The organism is Methylocucumis oryzae (assembly GCF_000963695.1).
Classification (GTDB): domain Bacteria; phylum Pseudomonadota; class Gammaproteobacteria; order Methylococcales; family Methylomonadaceae; genus Methylovulum; species Methylovulum oryzae.
In genome coordinates, this window is record NZ_LAJX01000215.1 from 1 (window position 1) to 7,305 (window position 7,305).

The following is a 7,305-nucleotide window of genomic DNA, read 5'->3' on the forward strand; positions in this document are numbered from 1 at the left end:
AGCAGACAATTCTTTCAGGTTAAAACCCGCCGCGCTCAGTAAAACGGCTTGCGGCCTTTCCCGTGGCACAGGACTTGGATGATGCTGTTTCATATTCTCAAGGGTTTCTCTTTCTTCTGGTAATAGGGGTTTTACAAACAACATCGTGAAATCTTACGTCGTTTAAATTCTAGTAGTTTAACTTATTTTCTTGTTAAATAATTTTTGCACTACTACTTATCTATAATCTCCTTTTCCCCCAACTCTTGCTGCATCATCTTTGAAAATTATGGTATTGTCATTGAGAAACTCGTAAAAATGTTTTAACATTTCTCCTCTAATCAATTTGTTAAATCTTGCAAGAGGCCCATCAACAACTAGCAAGTCTATTCCTCTAATAGCACAGACTTATTTTGAAGAAAAACAGATTTCTGAATCATTAAGTTGTTAGGTTTCATTAAGTAGTCAAAAACCGGCATTCGAAATTGTGGATACTTCATGCTTAAAAGAAATGCATTGTAATTTTCTATCACTAAATATTTTTTTCAAGGCGCGGATTCAAGTCATAAAAGTAACTCATAAGAGCAATCCTTGAAAAATAATTTGAAGTTTTTTTCAAAAAAAGACAAAAAAAACATTTTTTAGAGCGATCAATATTTTTATTTAAGCTGCTCTATATGCTTTCATACGTTTTTCACTCGTACCAATATTGATTACACAGCACTGAGCCATTATGGAAATGATTAGTAGTCTTGCTAAAATTAAAGTTATCTTTAATTGTTAAATAAAAAGCAGGTTCTAAAATAAACTCTTTACCAGCTGCATTTAAATGTAATTTTATTGGATAAGCCCCTGGTTTTAGATTTAAGCCCTCGATCTTGCAATAGACAGTATATTCCCCTTTGAGTAGCTTATCTTTTTTAAAAATCTCACTATAGTCGGTATGTAAAGTTGTAACTCGTTCACCTAAAGAATTATTAACCCCAACTCCTATTTTGATATAGGTAGATTCTAACAATAAGTTGATTTTTATTTTAAATATAATTGATTCGCCAATATCATAACCATTTTCACAAAAGTTATTTGTCTCTGATAAAAACGACACATTCGTCTATATATATTTGCTCTTGGTTCAATTGCTTGAGTTTATAGTAATTATCAATTGTATGTCCTGAAATATCAGATAGATAATAGTCTATAGCTCCTTGCATATCACCATAAAAACCTATCTTGCCTTTCTTCATTACTAAGCAGTTATTGCATAAATTTCTTATCGCTGTCATATTGTGGCTAACAAACAATACAGTACGACCATTATGGCTTGATACGTCTTCCATTTTTGCTAAGCATTTTTTTTGAAAATCCATATCTCCTACAGCCAATACCTCATCAACTATTAATATCTCTGGTTCTAGATGTGCTGCTACAGCAAATGCTAGCCTGACATACATGCCAGATGAATACCGCTTGACTGGTGTATCAAGAAACTTTTTCTACTTCCGAAAAAGCAACAATTTCATCAAATTTTCGTTTAATTTCTTGCTTACTCATACCAAGAATCGCACCGTTTAGAAAAATATTTTCTCGCCCAGTTAGTTCCTGATGGAAGCCTGTCCCCACTTCTAGCAAGCTAGCCACCTTGCCTCGCAGAGAGATTTTGCCCTTAGTTGGTTCGGTAATGCGACTAAGGATTTTTAGCAACGTTGATTTTCCAGCTCCATTTCGGCCTATAATTCCAACCCTTTCTCCTTCCCTAATTTCAAATGAAATATCGTTTAAAGCCCAAAATTCTTCTTTTTCATTAGATAACAGCTTATCTTTCTTAAAGTAATCTTTTATACCATTTGTCAATGAGTCCCTTAATGTATTCTGGCTACTTTTCCGATTAGTTTGATGATTAATGATATATTTTTTACTTAAGTTATCTATCTTAATAACAATGTTCGACATAACTAAATAATATCCGCGAAAGTTTTTTTCCGTTTTTCTAAAAAACCAAATACCGCTAATTAATAAAAAGACGATAGTGGTAATAGACATGAGAGCGCTTTGCCAATAAGCAAAATGAGACTGTCCAGTAATGGCCCAACGAAATCCTTCGATGATGCCAACCATAGGATTAATAGAGTATAACAAATGCCATTTTTCTGGGACTAGCGCACTACTAAAACCTACGGGGGACAAGTAGAGTCCAAACTGCACAACAAAAGGTACGATAAAACGAAAATCTCTAAACTTAATGTTAAGCGCAGAAAACCACAAACCACCACCTAATGCTGCGACGAATGCTATCATTATTAAAACGGGTAACATGAGCATGTTCCAGCTTGGCATAAAGTGGTACCACATCATTAAAGCGATAAGAATCAAAATTGAAATTGAAAAATCAACAAAGCTAACCACAACGGCGCTGATAGGAATAATCAAGCGTGGAAAATACACTTTTGACACCAGATTGGCATTACTCACTAGGCTGTTGCTACATTCTGATAAGGCATAGGCAAAAAACTGCCAGGGAAGTAAACCAGCAAAGACTAAGATTGGGTAAGGAATGTCGTTTGACGGCAGCTTGGCAAGTCTGCCAAAGATGAAGGTAAAAACGATTAGGGTTAGTATGGGGCGTATAAGCGCCCAGATAACCCCAATTACAGTTTGCTTGTAACGAACTAGAATATCTCGCCAGGCTAAAAAATAAAATAGCTCACGATAGAGCCATAAATCCTTCCAATACTGTTGTTCAGAGCGACCCGCTTCTATGATTAAAACCGGTTTTATTTTCTGTACGATTTTTTTTTTTCATTATTACCTGATTCTATTTGTTTTTTCTTCGCTTTATTAAAAACCACCATTAAAATTAATAACGATGCTAGCATCATTAGCAATGGTATTAATAAATCAAGATTTGATATGATTGGTTTTATATAAGACATATTATTTTATGTTTAGATGCTAAATTAATCTTTGATAAATCTAGCGATGTAGTAATCGCTAGATTTCGATAGCAAGCGTTTAACTTAATTGGTTTTTGTGCATGTGTTACCACCTATTAATATAAGCGACGATGGTGAAATACATAAAGAATCACTGGATTTATAGTTGATTGTATTGCTTTGAACGGTGAGGTTGGTAATCGCTCCTGATGCGTTAATACCTGTCAATTTTGAATTATTCAATATGCTAATATTATTGCTAACGATCTTTATATTATTAGCTTGATAAGTATCTTGCTGTTTATCCGGTACTTTTATGCCTGTGTAATTTTCAAGTTGAGTTGATGTAATTGTATTTTTTGAAATTACAACGTTTCCACAAGATGAACAACCGATAGCAAGATTAGCAACATTAGATATTTTATTGTTAGTAATGTTAACGTTAGTAAATTGCTCCTCTTTCTCACCCCAACCAGGCGTTATGCTAAGTCCCCAACAATTAGGGGTGACCGCACCAACATCTTCATATATGACATTGTTATCAATAGTTAATCTGTCTACTATACCGTGTACTACAAAAGATGTGCTACTACATTTTCCATCTACAATGGCTGCTTTATGTAGCGTATTGTTTTTTATAGTAACATTTTTTTGAATTCTTTCCGCCGAAATATATATTATGAGTGAATATCTTCATTGAAAAGCCATTGTTGTCAAATTTATTGCCTTCAATTAAACAATCATTGCAAGAGCCTAAGAATCCTTGTTTAAGATTATTGATAATGCTAGAGTTTTTTATAATCAATCTGTCGTTTTGACCGTTTACATTGGCACTTGTTATGGTATTGGATAGAGCAGCTTGAATACCTTCTTCAAACCCTTCTATGGTTAGATTATCTATTGTGAGATCATCTACATCATTGTGTATAAATACACCTTCACCAATGCCGCCACCTTTAATATATAGATTTTTCACTAAATATCCCCCATCTTTATCAGGATCGCCAGGATCTTGGAACTTAAAAACTCCTCCTTTGGTATTAGTAATGAATGGCTTTGCAGTTTTTGTAGCGTCAACCTGATAGTAGTCTTCAATTCGGCATGGGTTTGTTGCAGAGCAATTGGGATTATATAATCCCGGAGGATTAACGGTACTTAACGTAAATTTACCTCCTCTACAAAACGCTATTGCATCGCCGCCTTTCATTGAGTAAAAAATGCTCATTGCCTTTTCAAAAGTTTGCCAAGGAGAGGTGATGCTCAATCCGGTATTTGTATCATTACCATTATCGCAGACATAGTAAGTGACGGCAGAGCTCGTGGATGTTGTTGTAGATGTACTAGTATTATTGTCGGATGATGTGTTTGAAACAGACGTTAATATTACGCTGTTAGATTTGCTTGTAAATTTTGTGCCTACATTAACAAAGTTAATGTTATTGAGGGTAATGCGTTCGTTTAAAGTATTACTGCCTGGATTTGCTGCGTTGCTTCCTGCTTCGTATACTCCTCTTAAGAAAGTATTAAAGGTAACGGAGTCTATAGAAACATCGTCAACATCATTATAGAAAAATATTCCATTGCCAGTGCTTAAACCGGTTAAGATTAAGTTTTTTACGACATAACCTTCATCATGGTCAGCGTTTCCGCTATCTTCAAACCTAAGCAGGTTAGCCCCCCCGTTTGCGTTAAAACTGGTAAATTTGGCAATTGCCCGCTAGGTGGCTGGTAATCGGCTAAGGTGCATGGATTGCTCGCCTGGCAATTTGGATTGTAAATCCTTAAATCATTTGCGACAGTAAACTTACCGCCTCGACAGAATAAAACAGAATCACCAGCCGAGATGGCGTTAAATATAGAAATTGCTTTTGATGCTGTAGCAATGGGCGTATCAGGCGATAAACCATCGTTTGAATCTGACCCTGTGTCACAGACATAGTACTGGGCTGCTCCGGCTGCCTGCATGGTGGCAAGCAGTATGGCAGCGCTAATTAACTTAAGTGTTTTCATCTGAATACCTATTACTTAACTAAACAAGATTGAAGAAAGATGGTATTGTCCAAATGTGCCAGATTTTTCAAGAAAATATGGATAATCGACCATCCAGTTGAATGCTTTAGCTGTTCTTGGACAATACCATAATTGTTAGTGAGGCTACAAGTTAACTCATGACTCAATATGGAAAATTGTGAACAAACAGAATTATTGCCGACATAATGTGTTCATCATTGTTAAATATTCACTTTGTATTAATTTTCATGCCAAGTTTTAGCACCCATGGATATAAAAGCATGATGAATATCACATTATAGCAGCTTATCTATGGTTACAAGGGATTATTAAACAAATGTTGTTATAGTGTGGTTGTCTCTAGCTAAACGATAAAACTCAACAAACCCTAAAGAAGTGATTTGACAAGTCCAATATTGCTTTGTATTCTTCTGCGCTTTTTCAACCTGCCATATCAGTTAGGAGGCTGCCATGTTCGATAGTGCAATGAATCAGCCCCATATCCGTCATATCTGCTAATCGCCGATCTTACGGATCGGGCTTCCACGTAAAAAATCCACTTATTTTTTTAACTCAGCCAGGTTAGGCAGAGCATTCCTTTGCCTGTGAACTTGGTTTGTGGGAGTAATTCTTTATGAATCCATCAAATTCATGGTCTAAACGCGCGCTTAGTTTATGCGCCGAGATTGGACCAGAAGACGGCATAGCGCCACGTTATTTAACGCGTAAGTCTATGTCTGATAAAACTACACGAAAAACATTGCAATTATGTAAAAAAGTCCAACAGACCCTGTCATTGCTGCTCGCCGGGGATAGCAGTAGGTTACTGCGTGAGTTATTTGTCGTTTCCGTCGTGCCAATTAATGAACAGCACATGCGTGTAACGATTGCGCAGTTACCCAGTGCTAGCGAATTCAGCGAAAAGCAAATTTTAGCTGAATTAGCCTTGCATAAAGGGCGTTTTAGAACAGCCTTAGCACAGGCTTTGCATAGAAAGCACACGCCGAGTTTGGTTTTTTGCTATGCCGGTGTTGTTGCGCAAGGAGGTGTTTAATGCCGATTCAAAAAATCATGACTAAAGGTAAAGTTCCGGTCAAAATTTATACCGATGATATTGAGTCAGAAGCTATGCAGCAGTTATATAACTTAAGCACACTGCCGTTTATCCATAGCCATATTGCCGTGATGCCGGATGTTCATGCCGGTAAAGGCGCAACGGTTGGCTCGGTGATACCGACGCGTGGTGCCATTATCCCTGCGGCGGTTGGCGTTGATATAGCTGCGGTATGAATGCGTTGCGCTTAACGCTTAAAGCCCACGATTTGCCGGATAATTTACGCAGTTTGCGGTTATATATTGAAGAAAATATACCGGTTGGCTTTAACATGCATAAACATGACCGTGCGAGAAATTCAACGATTTCAGCGTTAAGTCATGGCTTGCATCAACTCTTAGCGAAACATCCTAAAGTCCATGCACAACAAAAAAAAGCCGTATCAAACCTGGATTCGGCAATTAGGCACGTTAGGGGGTGGTAATCACTTTATCGAACTGTGCTTAGATGAGCAAGACGATGTTTGGATACTATTGCATTCAGGTAGTCGCGGTATTGGTAATGTAATTGGTGAGTATTTCATTGCGTTGGCAAAAAAAGACATGGGACAGCATTTGCTAAGTGTTCCGGATAAAGATTTGGCTTATTTTTCTGAAGGCGCTAAGCATTATGACGATTATTTAGCGGCGGTGGGTTGGGCGCAGGATTATGCACTAGCAAATCGTCGGGAAATGATGTATTTGATTTGCGAAGCGTTGCGGAAAAGATTACCCAAATTCGGTATCAGTAAAGAAGCGGTTAATTGTCATCATAATTATGTTAGCCGTGAACGTCATTTTGGCGCAGATGTTTGGATAACTCGCAAAGGCGCTATTCGAGCCGGTGACGGCGAGTTAGGCATTATTCCTGGCAGCATGGGCGCAAAATCGTATATTGTGCGCGGTAAAGGCAATCCTGAAGCGTTTTGTTCTTGCTCTCATGGTGCAGGGCGGCGCATGAGCCGTAATCAAGCTAAAAACCATTTTGATGCCGAAGATGTTGCTAGGCAAACATTGGGCATCGAATGTCGAAAAGACAGCGGCGTCGTTGATGAAATCCCCGCTGCCTACAAAGACATTGATACGGTTATGGCTAATCAATCTGATTTAGTGGAGGTGGTGCATACACTTAGGATTCCGCCCAAAATAACTTCCCGAAATCACCTGTCTTGAGGTAAAGCACGGTAATTCCAACGGGGTAGAAAATCATCAAACACGATACGACTATTTTCGATAAAATCAGAGGCACATTTCTTCCCTGTTTCATAGACACCGGTCAAAATGTCGACCGTGA

10 protein-coding genes are annotated in these 7,305 nt (G+C 37.7%); 4 read left to right on the forward strand and 6 right to left on the reverse strand.

Translation table 11 applies throughout. The features are described from left to right. Positions 1-216: 216 nt before the first annotated feature. The 6 genes from VZ94_RS26125 to VZ94_RS17650 all read right to left on the reverse strand — a co-directional run bounded on the left by VZ94_RS26125 (position 217) and on the right by VZ94_RS17650 (position 4,919). Positions 217-363 carry a hypothetical protein gene (locus VZ94_RS26125; RefSeq protein WP_157844970.1) on the reverse strand — a complete coding sequence of 49 codons (147 nt, stop codon included), beginning with the start codon at positions 361-363 and terminating at the stop codon, positions 217-219. Between the two features lie 310 nt (positions 364-673). Further along, complete coding sequence (locus VZ94_RS17625; RefSeq protein WP_045780222.1) at positions 674-1,084, reverse strand: Wzt carbohydrate-binding domain-containing protein; 411 nt, start codon at positions 1,082-1,084, stop codon at positions 674-676. Further along, on the reverse strand, positions 1,059-1,430 hold the full coding sequence (locus VZ94_RS29570; protein WP_052700703.1) for an ABC transporter ATP-binding protein: 372 nt from the start codon (positions 1,428-1,430) through the stop codon (positions 1,059-1,061). The genes VZ94_RS17625 and VZ94_RS29570 overlap by 26 nt, the downstream gene beginning before the upstream one ends. Before the next feature lie 28 nt (positions 1,431-1,458). After that, positions 1,459-2,766: an ABC transporter permease gene (locus VZ94_RS29575; protein WP_338040501.1), complete on the reverse strand. Its 1,308-nt coding sequence runs from the start codon at positions 2,764-2,766 to the stop codon at positions 1,459-1,461. 759 nt (positions 2,767-3,525) lie between these two features. Then, positions 3,526-4,173, reverse strand: coding sequence for a hypothetical protein (locus VZ94_RS17640; protein WP_131655616.1), 648 nt, complete (start codon positions 4,171-4,173; stop codon positions 3,526-3,528). 350 nt (positions 4,174-4,523) lie between these two features. Next, on the reverse strand, positions 4,524-4,919 hold the full coding sequence (locus VZ94_RS17650) for a hypothetical protein (RefSeq protein ID WP_045780226.1): 396 nt from the start codon (positions 4,917-4,919) through the stop codon (positions 4,524-4,526). Between the two features lie 634 nt (positions 4,920-5,553). Here VZ94_RS17650 and VZ94_RS17655 point away from each other — a divergent pair. The 4 genes from VZ94_RS17655 to VZ94_RS17660 are packed head-to-tail and all read left to right on the forward strand — an operon-like array spanning position 5,554 to position 7,184. Continuing rightward, complete coding sequence (locus VZ94_RS17655; protein ID WP_045780227.1) at positions 5,554-5,973, forward strand: ribosome-binding factor A; 420 nt, start codon at positions 5,554-5,556, stop codon at positions 5,971-5,973. Next, positions 5,973-6,209, forward strand: a complete 237-nt coding sequence (locus VZ94_RS32465; RefSeq protein ID WP_338040498.1) for an RtcB family protein — start codon at positions 5,973-5,975, stop codon at positions 6,207-6,209. Before VZ94_RS17655 ends, VZ94_RS32465 begins: the two co-directional genes overlap by 1 nt. Then, positions 6,206-6,457, forward strand: coding sequence for a hypothetical protein (locus tag VZ94_RS32470; protein ID WP_338040499.1), 252 nt, complete (start codon positions 6,206-6,208; stop codon positions 6,455-6,457). The genes VZ94_RS32465 and VZ94_RS32470 overlap by 4 nt, the downstream gene beginning before the upstream one ends. Next, positions 6,393-7,184, forward strand: a complete 792-nt coding sequence (locus tag VZ94_RS17660) for an RtcB family protein (RefSeq protein ID WP_338040500.1) — start codon at positions 6,393-6,395, stop codon at positions 7,182-7,184. Before VZ94_RS32470 ends, VZ94_RS17660 begins: the two co-directional genes overlap by 65 nt. Positions 7,185-7,305 lie beyond the last annotated feature (121 nt).